The following is a 15,711-nucleotide window of genomic DNA, read 5'->3' on the forward strand; positions in this document are numbered from 1 at the left end:
AGAAAAATCCTTGGTGTATCGATTTTCGAAATCATACACCAAAGCAGGGCGCCGCGATATCTGTTTTTACTGGAACGCCGTCTCGTAAAAACTTCTGAGCTTGCGGGAATGCAGGGTTTCCTTCTGCATGGCGGCTAGTTTCTGCACGGCGCGGATGCCGATCTGCAGATGCTGGGCGACCTGGGTGCGGTAGAACTCCGTCGCCATGCCCGGCAGCTTTAATTCGCCGTGCAGCGGCTTGTCGGAAACACAAAGCAGGGTGCCATAGGGGACGCGGAAGCGGAAGCCGTTGGCGGCGATGGTGGCCGATTCCATGTCGAGCGCGATGGCGCGGGACTGCGACAGGCGCTTGACCGGGCCGGCCTGATCGCGAAGCTCCCAGTTGCGGTTGTCGATGGTGGCGACGGTGCCGGTGCGCATGATGCGCTTCAGCTCGAAACCCTCGTAACCCGTGACTTCGGCGACAGCACCTTCCAGCGCCAGCTGCACTTCGGCAAGCGCCGGGATCGGCACCCAGACCGGCAGGTCGTCGTCGAGAACATGATCCTCACGCACATAGGCGTGGGCCAGAACATAGTCGCCCAGCCGCTGGCTGTTGCGCAGGCCGGCGCAATGGCCGACCATCAGCCAGGCATGTGGGCGCAACACGGCGATGTGGTCGGTGATCGTCTTGGCGTTGGAGGGGCCAACGCCGATATTGACGAGCGTGATGCCGGCATGACCCTTCTTCTTCAGGTGATAGGCGGGCATTTGCGGCAGCCGCGCCAGCGTCATATCGGTTGTCGGCCTGTCGGAACCGGCAAGCGTGACGATGTTACCCGGCTCCACGAATTCCGTATATCCTTCACCGCCGTCGGCCATCAATTTGCGCGCCCAGGCGGCGAATTCATCGATATAGAACTGGTAGTTGGTGAACAGCACGAAGTTCTGGAAATGGCTGGCGCTCGTCGCCGTATAGTGGCTGAGGCGGGCCAGCGAATAATCGATGCGCTGCGCGGTAAACGGCGCGAGCGGCGCGGGTTCGCCCGGCACCTGATCATATTCGCCATTGGCGATGAGGTCGTCCGTATTGTTGAGGTCGGGCGTATCGAACAGATCGCGCAGCGGCACGTCGGAGAGCGACGAAGCCGCCGCCGCCTCGACATAAGCGCCTTCGCCGAAAGCGAAATGCAGCGGAATGGGCGTGGCCGATTCCGCCACCGTGACCGGAACGCCGTGGTTCTTGATCAGAAGCCCCAGCTGCTCTTTCAGATAATGGCGGAACAGATCCGGCCGGGTGATCGTCGTCGTGTAGACGCCGGGGGAGGTGACATGCCCGTAGGAAAGGCGTGAATCGACATGACCGAAGGTGGATGTCTCGAGGCTGACCTGCGGATAGCAGGCGCGGTAACGGCCGGTAATCGGCGCGCCCTTGGCAAGGTCGGTGAAGGAATTGATCAGGAACGCCGTATTGCGTTCGTAAAGCGCGGTCAAAGCCTCAACAGCTTCTTTCGGGTCCGTGAAGGACTGCGGCGCGAAAAGCTCGGGGCTGATGAAGGTGAAGGGCGGAATCGTTGGTTTTGCTATTGTCATGGCCCATTATAAGAGGCCTATTTCGACAGGCAAGCGACAGAAATACGAAGAAACTGAAAAGAAACGGAAAAAGCTGCTGGATCGATGAAGGGTGCGCGAAATCTCAGCCGAGCGCGCCGCGTTGCAGGCTCATCAGCAGCACAAAACCGGCGCCCTTGGATGCCGGGCGGGGATCGGCCTTGTAGACGGCAAGTCCGGCTACCGGGCCGAGAAAGATCGAGGCCATCAGCACCAGCCGCAGGGCGGAGAACAGGCCGTTGGAAAAGCTTGTCGTCATCATCAGGTCCTCAGAGTACGACGGGGCAATTGGTGGCGGGCGCCGGGCTATGCTGGCAGGCAATCGCCGCACCGGCATTCACCCGCTGAAAGCTGCGGTTGGGATTAACGACGAGCGAGGCGAAGGACATGGCGAAGATCGCCATGAGAAACGCGAAGATTGCCAGCCGGCTGATCAACTTTGTCATGTCCATTCCCCTTTATTGGAGTTCATGGACAGAGTTTTGCCATAGTCGGACTGAACGGACCCTGAGGCCCCGGTTCATATGGTGTTCAGGGATGTTAACAGGTGCTGATACGGCGGCTTGATGCCGCAATGGCGCAGCGCGCGTCACAAATCCCGCGATTTTTCTTCAGGCAGGAGCAGCCGTTGCCCGCGCTGCGAGATCGGCCACGAAGGTTTTCAATGCTTCCGGGCTGGTCACATCGACAATCGGCAGGTGGTGTTCCCGCGCCGATGCCAGCATTTCGGTATTTTCCCGCAGCGAACGCTCGATGAAGGCGTCCATGATGTGCCGCTGGCCAGCCGTTGCATCCTCATATCGGGCGTGAGAGCGCATTCTTTCGAGAAGGAAATCATTCCCGGCATGAAGCAGGACGCCGGAAACCGTGCTGCCGAGCAGGGGCGATATGAATTCCGGGCGCAGGGCCGCACCCTCGAAGATTGCGGGATTGCCGGTATGGGAACTGCTGTCGATCATCGGGCGGATCAGCGGCCAGATGTTCTGATGATGCACCTTTAGAAACCAGTGGATCGTCTCGGTCGAGAGCACCGTGTAATATTCCTCCACCGGTGCCGGAATGCCTGACCAGGGCCTGCCGGGGTGGCGGGCGAGACTGTCGGTGGATATCGCCTGCCAGCCAAGCCTTGTGCTCAACAGGCCGGCAAGAGTGCTTTTGCCCACATGTGATGTGCCGGCAATCAGGATCGTCGAAAGGCTAGGGGGCATCGTCGTTCTCACTGATATTCGGCTCGAAGCAACGATACATCAACGGGCCTATGTGTTCCACGCGCGATGTCTGTGCAGGTCGCATGACGCCGTGCTGGCGGGCGGCTGAAAGCCTGCCCGCCGCTTTCTCGGTTACAGCCGTGTCCAGGTCTGCGATTTGCACAAAATCTTCAGCACGCAGCCCTTCATGCTCAGCGAATTGCCGGAAACGGTGCCGGTGCCGCTATAGGTCTTGTCATTGGCGGGGTCGGTGATATCGCCGGAATAGCTGTTTCCCTTGCCGGAAAGCTTGCCGATCTGTTTTCCGGCATGTTTGCCGGTCTTCAGCGTCACGCAGAAGGCGCCGCCACAGGGGCCGATCACGGCGGTTTCGCCGCTGGCCGTCTTCCAGTTGCCCTCGATTGCCTCGCCGGCAAAGGCAAGGTTACCGCTCATCACAAGGGCAGCCGCAATCATCATTATACGCTTCATAAAATTCCTCCCGAAATTCGCGCAGGCTTTCCTGAGCCGGATCGACCCGAAGACGCGGCTTGCGCAGATCAAACCTCTTTAGCGTGCCATGCGCCGTCTCTGGCCCAAAGCCGCCTTGCGGTGCAACGATTACTCCTCCCACCGCGCTATCCTGTACCCGCTTCATCCTCATGACGGGCAGGCGGATAGTATTTGACGTTAACGTAAAAGGAAACAAAAATTTGCGGCTGCGGCGTGGCATTTGCACCGGCGGAAAGAGGAAAAAAGGCCAATTTCGAAAATTGCTGTTTTGATCGTGGTGAAGGAAGGGTTTAAATCCAATTCTGAAGTTTTCGTAAAATTCGCCGCAAAGTCCTTAATTTCCGCGGCTCGTGATATTTAACAAAAACCCAATTTTACCAATCGTTTGCAGTTTGTTTGCGACGCATTAATCATGCCTTTTAAGCGAGCGTTGAAAGCCCCGTGGCATAGTGAAGTCATCAAAAGCGCAGGGAAAACCTGCCGGACGGAAGGACGAAAAAAGCCGCAAAAGACGGCGGGTCCGGACGATAGCCTCGACAAGAAGGCAGTGATGAAACAGGCAGAAGGACAGGGATAAAAACGATGGCACGCTTTGACATCAGCGATATCGAAATGGCTGCCGGTGGCGAAACCCGCGCCGACACTCTTTGCAATCTCGGCCTGGTCTATGCGACCGGCCGGGGCTGCAAGGTGGACCTGATCGCGGCCCATAAATGGCTCAACATCGCCGCGATCCGCGGATCGGAAAGAGCCGCTTCACTGCGCGCGGACCTCGCCCGCAACATGACGAAGGCGGAACTGGCCGAAGCGCTGCGCGCCGCCCGCGACTGGATGACGATGCACTGATTTACCCTTGGTATCATTGAGATTTCCGGTCCGGTTCCCTCCAGTCCCGATGACCGGTGCAAAGGAAAGTAAACCCGAAGGGGAACGCGGCGAGGGCTTTGAAAACAAGCTTTTGCGCTGACACATCAAACCGCGACCGGCAGGAACAAGGCCGGCGCGGTTTTCTTATGTCTGGCGGAGCAGAAAATGATTCGTGAACAGGGGTTTGTGAGGGGAAATTGAATCGATGCGTGCAACCCGCGGCATCCTCCAACCCTCATTCCTGTGACGAGCTAAGGAATGAGGGTGGGTTGGGAATTTACCCGATCGCCTTGAGAACCTTCGGCAGCGCCTGCTCGAAAAGATCGAGCTTGTCGCCGGTTCCGGCGCTCACACGAATGCAGCGGTTGAGGGGGGCAACGCCCGGCATGCGGATGAAGACGCCATGGTCCATCAGCCCATCAACGATCCCCCGGGCATAAGCGCCGTCGCGGTGGCAATCGATGGTGACGAAATTGGTGGCCGACGGCAGCGGCGAAAGGCCGTTATTACGGGCGATCGCGGAAATACGATCGCGGGCATCGGAAATCTTGCCAACCACCTCATGCAGATAGGCCTGATCCTTCAGCGCCGCCAGGGCGCCGGCGACGGAAATGCGGGCCATGCCGAAATGATTGCGGATCTTGTCGAAGGCTTCGACATTGCCGAGCGTGCCGATGGCATATCCCACGCGCGCGCCGGCCAGCCCATAGGCTTTCGAGAAGGTACGCATGCGCAGGATATTCGGCTGGCCGATCAGCGCGTCGATGGCCGGCACGGCGCTGGCGGGCCCGGTTTCGCAATAGGCCTCGTCCAGAATGAGCAGGCAGGTTTCCGGCAATGCGCGGGCGAAGGCGACGACTTCGCTCGCCTCCCACCAGCTTCCCATCGGATTATCTGGGTTGGCGAAATAAACGAGCGGCGCATTTTCCCGGATGACGAGATCGAGAAGCCCGTCAAGATTTTCGTGATCATCGACATAGGGCGTGGTGACGAGTTTGCCGCCAAAACCGTTCACATGGTAATTGAAAGTGGGATAGCCGCCAAACGAGGTGACGACAGGCGTGCCCGGCTCGACGATCAGCCTGGCGATCTCCCCCAGCAATCCATCAACCCCGCTGCCGATGGCAATATTGCCGCGCGCAACGCCGTGGTGGATGGCAAGCGCTTCCTTCAGCTCGAAATTTTCCGGATCGCTGTACATCCAGGTCTCCGCCGCCGCGTCCCGCATGGCGAGAAGCACTGAAGGCGCGGGGCCGAAGCCGCTTTCATTGGCGCCGATGCGCGCTTCCACCTTGAGGCCCCGGCTGCGCTCGATGGCCTCAGGGCCAACGAAAGGAACGGTTGAAGGAAGCGAGACGGCAAGCGGCGTGAGGCGTGAAAAAGCGGACATTGGCTGAAAGTTCCGGTAGCTGTGTTTGAAAACCCGGCTCACAATAGGTGCAAAAACACCGGACGCAAGACGCGCCCGGTTATCCAATGGCTGTTTTAGAAGAGTTTTTTCCTAGCGCGACACGGTAGGAATAGCTGCCGGCAAATCGCTGGCTCTGTGCGGCCGGCTCAGGCGCTGGTCTCGAAACTCAGCCGGCGGACATGGTGCAGGAATTCCGCATCGATCAGCATGTTGAAACCGATGGTGACCTTTTCTTCCTCCCGGCGGATCAGCGTGCAGCCGATCTCGTCGCGGATGCCGAGAATCTCCAGATAGAAATTGGTCGGCATTTCCAGTTCGGGGCTCACATCCAGTTCCGCACCGTAGAGGGAAATGCTGCGCACCAGGCAACGCATGGTGTCCTTGGCGCTGAGATGATGCCCGATGAAGGTGATCTTGCCGGGCCGGTCGATCGGAAATTTCTCGTACTTCTCGTCTTGGGGGACGTTCTGACGCGGATCCATATGCAAAGCCATGACAACCTCCCGGATTGCCTCTTACCTGTGCTGATTTTAACGCGGCTTCCTTGCCAGGTCGTGAAGGAAATCCGCGCGATTGTCTGTTGTGCGTCTCGACATGGGCCAATATTGCCTTCGCAAGCCGATGTTTCTTTTGATAGAATGCGTTCGGCTCGGTCTGGTTGCAGGCGTGTCGCAACCTGTGCTGATAATGTGTCATGCTTGCACCGGGCTGGCGTCGCGGTGCTGTTGACGCGGGCCGTACTTGGCGTTACGCCTGATCCGACAATATGGCGTCGCGCGCATGGCAGGATTGCCCGCCGCGATTCGAGTCTGGGAGTTTACTGTGACGGGAAGGCTGGTAATCGTCGGGGCGGGGCAGGCCGCTTTTGCGCTGGCGTCGAAGCTTCGGGCGCTGAAGGACGAGCGTCCCATCACCATCATCGGCTCCGAGGATACCTATCCCTACCAGCGGCCACCGCTCTCCAAAAAATACCTTCTCGGCGAGATGAGCTTTGACCGGCTGATGTTCCGCCCGGAGGAGTGGTACGCGGAAAACAACGTCGATATCCGGCTCTCCACCTGGGTGGAGGAGATTGACCGCGCGGCGAAAACCGTGCGCATGCAGGACGGCAGCACAGTTTCCTATGACAAGCTGGTGCTGGCGACGGGTGCGGCACCCCGCCTGCTGCCCGCCAGCATTGGCGGCGATCTCGAAGGCGTGTTGACGGTTCGCGACAAGCGCGATGCCGACCGGCTGGTGGAGGAGATGAAGCCAGGCCGCAGGCTGCTGGTGATCGGCGGCGGTTATATTGGCCTCGAAGCGGCGGCGGTTGCCCGCAAGCTCGGCCTTGAAGTGACGCTGATCGAGATGGCCGACCGTATTCTCCAGCGCGTGGCGGCGAAGGAAACCGCCGATATCATGCGCGGCATCCATCAGGCCCATGGCGTCTCCATCCGCGAAAAAACCGGCCTCGTGCGCCTTGTCGGCATGGATGGCCGGGTGGCCGCTGCCGAACTCTCCGACGGTTCGATACTCGATGTCGATTTTGTCATCGTCGGCATCGGCGTGACCCCGAATGACCGGCTTGCCCGCGAATCGGGCCTTGATGTCGGCAATGGCATCGTGGTCGACGCTCTTACCCGCACATCGGATGCGGACATTCATGCGGTCGGCGATTGCGCCATGTTGCCGTGGCGTGGTCAGCATGTGCGTCTCGAATCGGTGCAGAATGCCGTTGATCAGGCTGAGGCCGCCGCTGCCGTGCTGGCCGGCACCGAAGCCGCCTATGAGGCGAAACCGTGGTTCTGGTCGGATCAATATGAAGTGAAGCTGCAGATTGCCGGCTTCAATCTCGGTTATGACGAAACGATGCTGAGGCCCGGTGCGCGCGAAGGCAGCTGGTCCGTCTGGTATTTCCGCGACGGTCGATTCGTGGCTGTCGATGCCGTCAACGATGCCAAGGCCTATGTCGCCGGCAAGAAACTGCTCGATACCGGCGCGGAGCCGGATCGCGCCATCCTGGCGGACGCTGCCGCCGATCTGAAATTACTGCTTTCCTGAGGATATCATGCCCGCTCCCGAAAATCGTTTCAAAACCGCCATCCATGCGGGCAAGCCGCAGATTGGCCTCTGGCTCGATATGGGCGAGGCCATCACGGCGGAAATCGCCGGCACCGCAGGTTTCGACTGGCTGGTGATCGATGGCGAGCACGGGCCGAATGATCTGCGCAGCATCATCGATCAGCTGCGGGCGCTTGCCACATCGTCCGCCGAGCCTGTCGTGCGCGTGCCCGTTGGCGAAAGCTGGATGATCAAGCAGTTGCTGGATGCAGGCGCACGTACGCTCCTCGTGCCGATGGTTGATTCGGCGGAGCAGGCGAGCGACCTGGTCAGCGCTATGCATTATCCGCCGCGTGGCATTCGCGGCATGGGCGCGGCGGTGGCCCGTGCCTCCGCCTTCAACACGATAGCCGATTATGCCGACAGCGCCTCGGATGGCGTCTGCCTGCTGGTGCAGGCCGAAACGCGGGCGGCGATCAACGATCTCGACAATATTCTTGCGGTGGAAGGTGTGGACGGCGTCTTCATCGGCCCGGCCGATCTCGCCGCCGACATGGGTTATCTCGGCCGGATCGACGAGCCTGAAGTGCAGGCCGTGATCGAAGCAGCGATCGTGAAGATCGTCGCGGCCGGCAAGGCTGCCGGCATTCTGACCTTCAACGAGGCCTATAATCGCCGTTATCTTGAACTCGGCGCATCCTTCGTAGCTGTTGGTGCCGATGTGACGGAATTCGCCAATACGCTTCGCGCGCTCTCCGCCCGTTACAAGGGCGGAGCGGCACCTCAACCATCCAGATCGGGCTATTGATCAGTCGTCGTTGCTGGCGTTCAGCTTTTCCGGCGGAATGCCTTCTTCGCCGGAAGCGAGATAACCGCCGTTGATCAGAGCGGCGCGAATGATGCGCTGCACGGCTTCATCCCTGTCTATGGCGTGATCCCTCGCGAAATCCGACAAGGCTGTTTCAAGATCGTCGCTGAATCGCATATTCGCCCCCATTTTCACTGCGCTTTAAACCAACAGGCAAAGGCAAGGCAGGAGAGTCCCGCCTTGCCTGAACCCCAATTTATACGGCGATCAGCGCCAGCGATACAGGCTGCTGTTGGACGAGCTCTGCTGTGTGCTCGTGCCCACCGCATAACCGATCGCAAAACCGAGTGCGCCGACGATCGTCAGCAGCGAGGTTGCCGTACCCGGATTTTCCTTCACGGCTTCCACAACGTTCTGGCCCTGGGCGCGGACATTATGGGCAGCCTTGCGAACCCGGCCGCGCGCCTCATCCAGAAATTCGGACGCGTCTTCGCTCACACCTTCAGCGCGGGCGGAAACGGACTTCGAGAGAGACGAGATCTGCGAACGCAGCTCGGCAATCTGGTTTTCGATCGTATCTTCGACAACATTCAGTTTGGTCTGAGCCATGAGAACACCTCTTTTGTTACCGAAGCCAGAACGTGCCGGCCTGCAAGAAGTTCCCGAATCGCCTGCAAAGTTTCACTGAGCCCTATTTGCCAAACAGGTTTTTCGGCTTCTTGGCGAAAAAGCCTTGCATTCATTTTTTTTAAGCAATAATCAGGCCGCACCGGAGAGGTGGCCGAGTGGTCGAAGGCGCTCCCCTGCTAAGGGAGTATACGTCAAAAGCGTATCGTGGGTTCGAATCCCATCCTCTCCGCCATCAGTTTCTTTCAAAACGAATAGTCTCTTCGGCATGTCTCCCCGGCTGCAGGCCGAACGCGATATAAAACTTCGCTGTTTGAATAACGAAATGCCGTCGGTGACGGCGGGCCAGGTAGCTAACAGCCGGTTTCCTCCTGTAAATAGGCTTGCTACCTTCAGCAATTGTCTGCGTTCGTCAGCACTCGCGGTAAAGAACGAACCGACGCCTATGGATTGATCACGGATATTTTAGAAATTCGAGTCGATCTTTTATGCGGATGAGCCTTCAAGGCATCTCGTTCTTGGAAAAAGATCGCCTATCTAAATCTTCACCCGCACGAAGGAGATTTGATGATCGACGAATACGGTCCCTACACGCAGATGGCCACGCTTGCTGAGCAGATGGCTTCTCACTATCAGACGGACGCCAATCTGGAACTGGGTCCACACCTCGCACACTATATGGACGAGGTTGAAATCAACATATGCGCCCACCGCTTTGACCATGTGGGGTTTATGGAGAAGATTCGCGCACGGCTGACGACGACTTTGGAGAAAACCACCGCGCCTCGACGCCGGGAATTCCTGCTGGCCGTCGTGGTTGCGTTGCAGGAGCGAATCGATCGGCATTCAGTTACTGTCGCTCTGGACCCCACCTGAGTCCTGACACGGGCGCGGCTACACCCAACAGGAAAGTGGCGTCGTTGGTGGCATGCGGCACATGCCCAGGCACATCACCCAGTTAGGCTGAATATCTATCCATCCGTCGAATCGCTGCTTGGTGAATCAGCGTCGGGCAAGCGGTCTTTCCCGCTTTTGCCTCTCTGTGCATTCCAGATGCACTTTGATTCCAAATCTATCCACGCACAAAATCCCGATGTCGAGCTCCCCGAGAGCAAGGATTGGCTGGAAAGGCCGGTAGTTTAGAAAGACCTTGTTAACTTCGCTAACTAACGGATTTTCAACAAAAATCTTAACGCATTGTAAAAGCAGCCATCGCCCTGTTGCACAGGGTGTGTTGTTTCCGCAACAAACCGAAATGAAGCATATACGTAAATGCGCTTTATCGGATGTTGCCGATTGCAAGCAGCGAAACCTTTTGTATTTTCACGACCAGAAGCGAGGCGGTGGATCGTTTGGCTTCTAAGAACACGGGAATGGGGCAGGGAATGCTGTCCTTCAGCGAAAGTACCCAGACCCACTTAAAAACTTTGACTGGAGGTCAACCATGAACATCAAGAGCCTTCTCATCGGCTCCGCTGCGGCTCTCGCAGCAGTATCCGGCGCTCACGCTGCCGACGCTATCGTCGCTGCTGAGCCTGAGCCCCTGGAATACGTTCGCGTTTGCGACGCTTTCGGCACCGGCTTCTTCTACATCCCCGGCACCGAAACCTGCCTGAAGTTCCAGGGCTACGTTCGTTTCCAGACCGATTTCGGTCGCGACAAGTCCGGCACCTCTGACTGGGATTCGTTCACGCGCGCTCAGTTCGAAGTTGACACCCGCACCGACACCGAACTCGGCGCTCTGCGCGGCTTCATCGGCTTCCGCGGCAACGCTGACAGCGGCAGCGCATTCGCTTCTTCGACCAATCCGTCGAACACCGGTTCTGGCGTATTCGTTGACCAGGCCTTCATCGAACTCGGCGGCCTGAAGGTCGGTAAGTTCTACAGCTGGTGGGACGATGGCCTCTCTGGCGAAACGGACGAGCTGTCTTCCAACGCTCTGTTCAACTCCATTCGTTACACCTACGACGCTGGCTCCTTCTGGGCAGGCGCTTCGGTTGATGAACTCGAAGGCATCAACGTTCAGGGCTTCAACGAAGCTGACAACAACGTTGGTATCGCTCTCGGCGTTGGCGCCAAGCTCGGCGCAGCTTCGCTTCAGCTCATCGGTGGCTACGACGTTGACCGCGAAAACGGCTCGGTACGTCTGATCGCAACGGCTGACGTTGGTCCGGGTACGCTCGGTCTGGCCGGTGTTTGGGCTTCTGGCGCGAACGCTTACTACAACGTCTCCGAGTGGGCTGTTGCAGCTGAATACGCCATCAAGGCGACTGACAAGCTGACGATCACTCCCGGCGCTCAGTACTACGGCAACTACGGCCTCGTATCGTTCGACGACTTCTCGAACGACGACGGCTGGAAGGCTGGTCTGACGGTTGATTACAAGATCACCCAGGGCCTCTCCACGAAGATCGCTGTTAACTACGTCGACATCGACAACCGTGACGACCAGGTTACCGGCTTCGTTCGCCTTCAGCGTTCGTTCTAATCTGATCTGACATTGTCAGTGATGGAAACCCCGGCAAAAATGCCGGGGTTTTTGCATTTTTATCCTCTTGCAGATGTGACGGATATTGAGTTCAATCGATTGACGGGACTATTTCGATCGCGCTTACGCGCTCTGCCGAATCGGTCCCGTTGCGGTTGGGAATCGCAATTCGCCCCGTGCTTCTTTCGGCGAGATAACGAGATCATCGATACCGTGGCGTCGCAGATCAATTTTTGGACAATTTCCTAAGTCCGGATTGTGACCGGATTCTCCGTCAACATTTCTTTCGCTTCTGGTTAAGCGTTGAATTTATTAAGTAAGTGCTTGAAGTGAATGAGAAATTAACTGCTCATTAATAAATCGAGCGGGGTCCATTGGAATTGTAGCTATTTCGCAACAATGAAAAACTAAGGACACCTTACTGTCTTCCTTTTGTCATGATTACGATTGCCCATCCCGCCGGTTTTGGCTCTAATCAGCGTCATAAGCAGCACGCATTGATTTGTGTTTCCCACCCGCTGTTTACGAAGATTAAGCGTTTGACTGGAGGTCAACCATGAACATCAAGAGCCTTCTCATCGGCTCCGCTGCGGCTCTCGCAGCAGTATCCGGCGCTCACGCTGCCGACGCTATCGTCGCTGCTGAGCCTGAGCCCCTGGAATACGTTCGCGTTTGCGACGCTTTCGGCACCGGCTTCTTCTACATCCCTGGCACCGAAACTTGCCTGAAGTTCGGCGGTTACATTCGTTTCCAGACCAACTTCGGTCGTGATTCGTCTGGTACGTCTGACTGGGATTCTTTCACACGCGCTCAGTTCGAAGTTGACACCCGCACCGACACCGAGCTCGGCGCTCTGCGCGGCTTCATCGGCTTCCGCGGCAACGCTGACAGCGGCAGCGCATTCGCTTCTTCGACCAATCCGTCGAACACCGGTTCTGGCGTATTCGTTGATCAGGCATTCATCGAACTCGGTGGTCTGAAGGTCGGTAAGTTCTACAGCTGGTGGGATGACGATCTGAACGGCGAAACCGACATTCTGTCGACCAACACCCTGTTCAACTCGATCAAATACACCTATGACGCAGGCTCCTTCCAGGCTGCGCTCTCGGTTGACGAGCTTGAAGGCCAGTACGGCCAGTTCCAGTACGGCGCTGACAACAACGTCGGTATCGGCGGCATGATCGGTGGCAAGTTTGGCGCTGTTACGGCTAACCTGATCGCCTCCTACGACTTCGACGCAGAAAACGTTGCTATCCGCGGTATTCTGTTCGCTGATATCGGTCCGGGCACCTTCGGTCTCGCTGGTGTATGGGCTTCGGGCGACAATGCCTACTATGCAAAGTCTGAATGGGCTGTTGCAGTAGAGTACGCGATCAAGGCGACCGATCGTCTGACGCTTACCCCCGGCTTCGAATACCTGAGCAAGCTCGACGTCAACCCTGTTGATGGCGATTTCGTTGGCGATCGTGACGCTTGGACGGCTGGTTTGACGGTTGATTACAAGATCACCGAAGGTCTGAGCACCAAGATCACTGCCAACTATTACGACGAAGATGGCGCTGACGATCAGGTCACTGGCTTCGTTCGCCTTCAGCGCACGTTCTAATCTGATCTGACATTGTCAGTGATGGAAACCCCGGCAGAAATGCCGGGGTTTTTCTTTGAGCGCTTCCGGTGCCAGGAAAGGTTACCGGCGAGCGAAAACAAAAAAAGCACCGGGCGAGCCGATGCTTGAATGTTCTTGTAGTGATCACGGTTCGCCGAAGAATACCGCCCTTACCCCGCACGCCCATGTCGCAGGTCATCAACGATATCGGCCTGTTGTCCGAGCCGCGTCTTATAGACCTGATAATTCTCCATCACCCGCTGTACATAATTGCGCGTCTCGGGGAAGGGGATGCGCTCGATCCAGTCGACCACCTCGTCGATGGGCTTGCCGCGCGGGTCGCCATAACGGGAGATCCATTCCGGCACGCGCTTCGGCCCCGCATTATAGGCGACGAAGGTGAGGATGTAGGAGCCGCCAAAACTATCGATCTGCTCACCGAGATAGTGGGCGCCGAGCGTGGCATTGTAGCCGGCATCGCTGGTCAGCATCGCCTGCGTGTAGGGCAGGCCGTGGCGGCCGGCCACGCCTTTGGCGGTTCCAGGCAGCAATTGCAGCAGGCCGCGGGCATTGGCGGCGGAGACGGCAGCCGGGTTGAAGGCGCTTTCTTGCCGGGCGATGGCATAGGCGAGCGCCTTGCCGGAGCCGGCAATATTGGCGCTGGCCGGAATGACGCCGAGCGGATAGGCGAGTGCGGCCGCATCGATGCCGCGGCTGAAAGCCGTCTTGCCGATCTGCAGCGAAACCTGATGATTGCCGTTGCCCTCCGCCCGCGCCGCCAGAATCGCAAGTTCGCCGGGGCTGTCGAGCTGTTCGGCAAGCGACCGGTAAAGACTGTCGGCACGCCAGCCGTAACCTGCTGCCTCCAGCCGGTCGATGGCGCGCACGGCCTCACGGCCGGCAAAACGCTCCCGGTCGCCGTTGCTGGGGTTGGGGTAGCTGACGTTCAGGGTCTTGGTACCGATTCGCGCGGCGGCAAGCTGGCCATAGAATGTGCCGGGATGGGCGGCTGCCTTGGCGAAGAAATCACGGGCATTGCCCGGCCCGCCGGCTTCCGCCGTCCGTCCAAGCCAATAATAGGCGCGCGAGGCCGAAAGCGGCCGGTTCGAGGTTTGCAGCAGCGTATTGAAGTGGCGCGCCGCCGTCGCCGGATCACGCATCGCCCTCAGCGCATACCAGCCGGCATGGAACTCGGCATCGGCAATATCGACGGAGGAGGTTGCCGAATGATTGGCGACGATGCGATAGGCCTCGGCAAAATCGCCGAGATCGGCAACACCACGCGCGATGATGCGGCGCTCATTCCACCATTCGCCGGGATTGACGAGCTTGGCCGTGTCCTTCGGCGCCTGCCGCAGAAGGGCGGCGGCTTCGGGATATTTCTGCTGGTTGCGCAGGTTTTCGATGCGCGCGAAGAGATAGGTCGGATCGTTGCGCCAGGAGGCGTCGACCTTGCCCAGCAACGCTGTTGCATTGGCGGATCGCTGCAGCACCGCCGCCCAGGCATTATAGAGCGACTGCGCCTTGCCGAGATCGCCGAAACGCTTCGCCTGGCCGATGCGGCTGCGATACATCAGATAATCCATGCGCGCCTTGTGATCGGCCGGCGTCAGATAGGCAGGAAATTCGGCAAGCACACGGTCTTCCATGTCCTTGTCCATGCCTTCGCTGACCCAGAGCTGGCGAATGAGACGCTGTGATTCGTCTGTTTTACCGGACGAGGCGAGCGCCTTGGCAAGTACGACCGTGCCTTCCGCGGTTTCCGGCCGGCTGCTGCCGAAGGCTGAAAGCACCTGCGCGGCCGGAGGATTCTCGCGGTAAAGCGCCTTTTCGGAATTGGCGCGGAGGGTGGCGGCACCTGGCCAGCCGGCCAGTTCGCGCTGGGCGGTGGCGATTTCGGCTGATGGCACGTCCTTCTGGCCGGAAACGGCAATCGCCCAGGAGAGAATATGCCGGTCGACGCTGCCGCTCGGCATGGTGTTGCGCAGCGCGATTGCCCTGGCTGCATCGCGGCTGGACAGCGCGTCGAGGCCGGCCTTCAACTGGCTGGTATCATCGGGACGGTTGAGGCGCGGTATGGCGCCGGTGATTTCGGGCGAGGCGGGCATGAAAGCGGGAACGGCCGGCGCGTTCGGCTTGACATAGGAAAGGGGGGCCGCACCTTCCGGCAACGGTCCGGCCAGTGCGTTCCAAACGGTTGCGGCAAGCCCCGCCGCCATCAATCCCCAGACTGTCTTTTTCATGCCGCTCTTCATCGTGTACGGATTTGTCGACTTTCTTGTAATATCGCTTCATTGCAGCGGGATTGCCGAGAAGGTTTTCAGTCCCGCACCGGAATCTTGGGATTTCAGGCTTAATGAAATCTTAATTTCCGCCCTGCAATTCGATCAACTTTTATTCACCGGCCCGCGAGCGGCGTCGCTTTTCGGCGCCAGCTTTTTGCGCTCGCCGATCCCGGCCCGGAGACTGTCACACTTCCGACAATTTCGGACAAAATACGCTGCCTTTGCGCTTGTCGGCGCCAAGGGCTGGCTCTAATGTGTGCCGGTTTTAACCATCGAATGCGGCCGAAGC

The 15,711-nt window shown here is 58.5% G+C and carries 17 protein-coding genes and 1 tRNA gene; 8 read left to right on the forward strand and 10 right to left on the reverse strand.

Features of this window, described 5'->3' with window-relative positions:
• Nucleotides 1–66: 66 nt before the first annotated feature.
• The 5 genes from amn to NYR50_RS03295 form a co-directional block, all read right to left on the reverse strand.
• Nucleotides 67–1,572 (reverse strand): AMP nucleosidase, encoded by a 1,506-nt coding sequence (gene amn / locus NYR50_RS03275; RefSeq protein ID WP_418136762.1) that lies wholly within the window; start codon nt 1,570–1,572, stop codon nt 67–69.
• Between the two features lie 103 nt (nt 1,573–1,675).
• Nucleotides 1,676–1,852: a hypothetical protein gene (locus tag NYR50_RS03280; RefSeq protein ID WP_162180287.1), complete on the reverse strand. Its 177-nt coding sequence runs from the start codon at nt 1,850–1,852 to the stop codon at nt 1,676–1,678.
• A gap of 7 nt (nt 1,853–1,859) precedes the next feature.
• Nucleotides 1,860–2,042 (reverse strand): hypothetical protein, encoded by a 183-nt coding sequence (locus NYR50_RS03285; RefSeq protein ID WP_162687947.1) that lies wholly within the window; start codon nt 2,040–2,042, stop codon nt 1,860–1,862.
• Nucleotides 2,043–2,201: 159 nt separating this feature from the next.
• Nucleotides 2,202–2,798, reverse strand: a complete 597-nt coding sequence (locus tag NYR50_RS03290) for a hypothetical protein (protein WP_418136763.1) — start codon at nt 2,796–2,798, stop codon at nt 2,202–2,204.
• A 132-nt stretch (nt 2,799–2,930) separates the two neighbouring features.
• Nucleotides 2,931–3,269, reverse strand: a complete 339-nt coding sequence (locus NYR50_RS03295) for a DUF2147 domain-containing protein (RefSeq protein WP_418136764.1) — start codon at nt 3,267–3,269, stop codon at nt 2,931–2,933.
• Nucleotides 3,270–3,872: 603 nt separating this feature from the next.
• Between NYR50_RS03295 and NYR50_RS03300 the strand changes: the two genes are divergently transcribed.
• Nucleotides 3,873–4,136 carry a sel1 repeat family protein gene (locus tag NYR50_RS03300; RefSeq protein ID WP_004440874.1) on the forward strand — a complete coding sequence of 88 codons (264 nt, stop codon included), beginning with the start codon at nt 3,873–3,875 and terminating at the stop codon, nt 4,134–4,136.
• Between the two features lie 298 nt (nt 4,137–4,434).
• Here NYR50_RS03300 and NYR50_RS03305 read toward each other — a convergent pair whose 3' ends face one another.
• Nucleotides 4,435–5,547: a pyridoxal phosphate-dependent aminotransferase gene (locus NYR50_RS03305; protein ID WP_418136765.1), complete on the reverse strand. Its 1,113-nt coding sequence runs from the start codon at nt 5,545–5,547 to the stop codon at nt 4,435–4,437.
• 167 nt (nt 5,548–5,714) lie between these two features.
• Nucleotides 5,715–6,062 (reverse strand): hypothetical protein, encoded by a 348-nt coding sequence (locus NYR50_RS03310; protein ID WP_174008092.1) that lies wholly within the window; start codon nt 6,060–6,062, stop codon nt 5,715–5,717.
• Between the two features lie 328 nt (nt 6,063–6,390).
• On the opposite strand from NYR50_RS03310, the gene NYR50_RS03315 reads away from it, so the two are divergent.
• Together NYR50_RS03315 and NYR50_RS03320 are read left to right on the forward strand one after the other, a co-directional pair.
• A complete protein-coding gene (locus NYR50_RS03315; RefSeq protein WP_418136766.1) occupies nt 6,391–7,608 on the forward strand; it encodes an NAD(P)/FAD-dependent oxidoreductase in 1,218 nt (405 codons plus the stop codon).
• Between the two features lie 7 nt (nt 7,609–7,615).
• Nucleotides 7,616–8,416 (forward strand): aldolase/citrate lyase family protein, encoded by an 801-nt coding sequence (locus NYR50_RS03320; protein WP_418136767.1) that lies wholly within the window; start codon nt 7,616–7,618, stop codon nt 8,414–8,416.
• Here the strand turns inward: NYR50_RS03320 and NYR50_RS03325 are convergent, their stop codons facing one another.
• The gene (locus NYR50_RS03325; protein ID WP_418136768.1) at nt 8,417–8,593 is read right to left on the reverse strand and encodes a hypothetical protein; all 177 of its coding nucleotides are present in this window, start codon (nt 8,591–8,593) and stop codon (nt 8,417–8,419) included.
• Between the two features lie 90 nt (nt 8,594–8,683).
• Complete coding sequence (locus NYR50_RS03330) at nt 8,684–9,025, reverse strand: hypothetical protein (RefSeq protein ID WP_006311517.1); 342 nt, start codon at nt 9,023–9,025, stop codon at nt 8,684–8,686.
• A gap of 162 nt (nt 9,026–9,187) precedes the next feature.
• On the opposite strand from NYR50_RS03330, the gene NYR50_RS03335 reads away from it, so the two are divergent.
• From NYR50_RS03335 to NYR50_RS03350, 4 genes are all read left to right on the forward strand, one after another.
• A tRNA-Ser gene (locus tag NYR50_RS03335) sits at nt 9,188–9,278 on the forward strand.
• Between the two features lie 332 nt (nt 9,279–9,610).
• Nucleotides 9,611–9,919 (forward strand): hypothetical protein, encoded by a 309-nt coding sequence (locus NYR50_RS03340; protein WP_418136769.1) that lies wholly within the window; start codon nt 9,611–9,613, stop codon nt 9,917–9,919.
• 568 nt (nt 9,920–10,487) lie between these two features.
• Nucleotides 10,488–11,531, forward strand: coding sequence for a porin (locus tag NYR50_RS03345; protein WP_418136770.1), 1,044 nt, complete (start codon nt 10,488–10,490; stop codon nt 11,529–11,531).
• Nucleotides 11,532–12,087: 556 nt separating this feature from the next.
• Nucleotides 12,088–13,137: a porin gene (locus tag NYR50_RS03350; protein WP_418136771.1), complete on the forward strand. Its 1,050-nt coding sequence runs from the start codon at nt 12,088–12,090 to the stop codon at nt 13,135–13,137.
• A 170-nt stretch (nt 13,138–13,307) separates the two neighbouring features.
• On the opposite strand, the gene NYR50_RS03355 is transcribed toward NYR50_RS03350, so the two are convergent.
• Nucleotides 13,308–15,380, reverse strand: a complete 2,073-nt coding sequence (locus tag NYR50_RS03355; protein ID WP_418136772.1) for a lytic transglycosylase domain-containing protein — start codon at nt 15,378–15,380, stop codon at nt 13,308–13,310.
• On the opposite strand from NYR50_RS03355, the gene NYR50_RS03360 reads away from it, so the two are divergent.
• Nucleotides 15,379–15,675, forward strand: a complete 297-nt coding sequence (locus NYR50_RS03360; protein ID WP_418136773.1) for a hypothetical protein — start codon at nt 15,379–15,381, stop codon at nt 15,673–15,675. The two genes, NYR50_RS03355 and NYR50_RS03360, sit on opposite strands and share 2 nt — an antisense overlap.
• Nucleotides 15,676–15,711: the final 36 nt, after the last annotated feature.

This window comes from Agrobacterium sp. El2ro-1b, from assembly GCF_048298475.1.
In the GTDB taxonomy this organism is placed as follows: Bacteria; Pseudomonadota; Alphaproteobacteria; order Rhizobiales; family Rhizobiaceae; genus Agrobacterium; species Agrobacterium fabrum.